The organism is Moorena sp. SIO4A1 (assembly GCF_010672065.1).
Lineage (GTDB): Bacteria > Cyanobacteriota > Cyanobacteriia > Cyanobacteriales > Coleofasciculaceae > Moorena.
The window spans coordinates 1-2239 of the sequence record NZ_JAAHHX010000328.1; the positions used below are offsets into that span (position 1 = coordinate 1).

General features: G+C 44.5%; 1 protein-coding gene and 1 pseudogene. Both read left to right on the forward strand.

Translation table 11 applies throughout. From position 1 onward, the window contains the following. Positions 1-278 (forward strand): annotated as a pseudogene (locus F6K53_RS37825) (chemotaxis protein CheW); the annotation flags it as partial. A gap of 248 nt (positions 279-526) precedes the next feature. Beyond that, positions 527-2239 (forward strand): ATP-binding protein (locus F6K53_RS37830; RefSeq protein ID WP_293084838.1); only part of this gene is annotated, 1713 nt, incomplete at its 3' end.

Here is a 2239-nt window from a genome sequence, read left to right on the forward strand (position 1 = left end):
TCCAACAGCCCCTAACTCTAAAATCCAAAACCAATGTGAGTAGTGTGATGTATCAACGGATGGTGGTTGTGGAAATTGAGGGCAACCGATGGGTTTTTCCCGTTGATGAAATTTTTACTGTTCAACGGTTTCATGCTAATGAATTACTCGATGCACCAGCGGTTATTTCTAACGCTACATATACTTATACAAAATGGATAATTAACTGGCAAGATAAAAAGGTGAATTACTTGGACGATGAGTTATTGTTTTACACCCTAAATCGTAAGATTACGTAACCCGATGGGGTGATGGGTGGAAAGTGCTATCTATTTAAGCATTCAGCTATCAGCTAATGCGCTACGCGCACGCTTCGCGAACAGCTATCAGCTTAAGCGCTACGCGCACGCTACGCGAACAGCTTTGGGTCTATGGCCACGCTACTTGAGGTGCGAACAGCTTTTGAATAAAATAAACTGACGGCTGACCGCTGACAGCTGAATGCTTACAAAAGATCATCAATCTAAACTCTAAACTCTAAAATCCTATGACAGACAGCGGACAAGATATGAGCAATTTCTCCATGTTGGATTTATTCCGCATGGAGGTGGAAAGCCAAGCAACGATATTAAATGACAATTTATTGGCTCTGGAAAGTAATCCTTCCTCTAGCCAAGAACTGGAATCCCTAATGCGTGCTGCCCATTCCATTAAAGGTGCTGCCCGGATTGTCCAAATTGATGCTGCTGTTAACATTGCTCATACCATGGAGGATTGCTTTGTGGCAGCTATGAATAAAACCATTACCCTCAAGGCAGCTCACATTGATGTCTTGCTACAAGGTGTCGATTTCCTCCAACAAATCAGCCAAGTTGGTGAAATGAATTTAGACCTATGGCTGTCTGAACATGGGCAAGCCATTGAACATCAGAGTATTGCGATCGCTAAAATTCTCGCACCAGAATCTGCACCCTCCTCCCCACAACAGCCATCTCCATCTGCTGCCCCTAGTACCTCGGGGTCACAGAACTCGGAAAAACTAAGCGCTATAGATGATCCTTCTGAAGTTTCCACTCTCGATAGTACGAATACAGCCATAGAGACTCAAGATCAAACTGTTGATCAGCAAACTGTTAATCAGCAAAATCGTGATCAGGTAGTAACTCACCAGGCTCAAACCGATTCTCCCCCTCAAGTACCTAGTCAGGAGTCTGACCATAGCACGATAGAGATTGAAAGTCAACCCTTGAAGCAGGCTGTGAGCCACAACCCTCAACCTGAAGTGGCTGCCAAAGACAATCAATCCTCATCTAGCCCAGGGAATGATTTAACCAAGCCACCATTGATTGCTTTGGATAGTGCCAAAAAGCCGGAAGCTAAAGAGAGAGTTGTGCGAGTCAGTGCTGAAAACTTAAATAGCTTAATGGGTTTAGCCGGTGAATCCCTAGTGGAGGCGAATTGGCTACAACCATTTGCTGATTCTTTGATGACTCTCAAGAAACATCAAATGGAATTATCGAAGATCCTAGAAAAATTACAGGATTCTTTAGCAATATCCCAGGTGAATCAAGTGGGGGATGAATATCTAAAAGTTGCTCGACAAAAGGAACAGGAATGTCGGGAAATTTTGGGCGATCGCATGAGTGAACTAGAACTGTATGCACGTCGCACTGCTAATCTTTCGGATCGTCTTTACCGAGAAGTGATTGCGTCTCACATGCGTCCTTTTGCTGATGGGGTACAGAGTTTTCCTCGGATGATTCGGGATATAGCCAGAAAGCTGAATAAACAAGTTAAATTAGAAATTATCGGCAAATCTACCGCAGTAGATCGAGATATTTTACAGAAACTAGAAGCACCACTAACTCATATTTTGCGTAACTCTGTAGACCATGGTATTGAACCTCCCCAAGAGCGTGTAGCAATGGGGAAACCAGCCCAAGGTACCGTGCGACTGGAAGCCCTTCATCGTGGTGGGATGTTATCGATTACTGTTGCTGACGATGGCAAAGGCATAGATCCAGAGAAATTGCGGAAAAAAATTGTCCGCCAAAAAATGATCACCCCAGACATCGCAAGCCAGCTGGCTGAACATGAGCTGATGGAGTTTCTATTTTTGCCGGGATTTTCTACCGCTAAGCAGGTAACCGAAATTTCTGGTCGTGGCGTTGGTTTAGATATTGCCAAGAGTATGGCACAAGAGGTAGGTGGCACCCTGCGAGCTACCTCTAAGCTAGGGCAAGGAACGAGTTTCCACTTC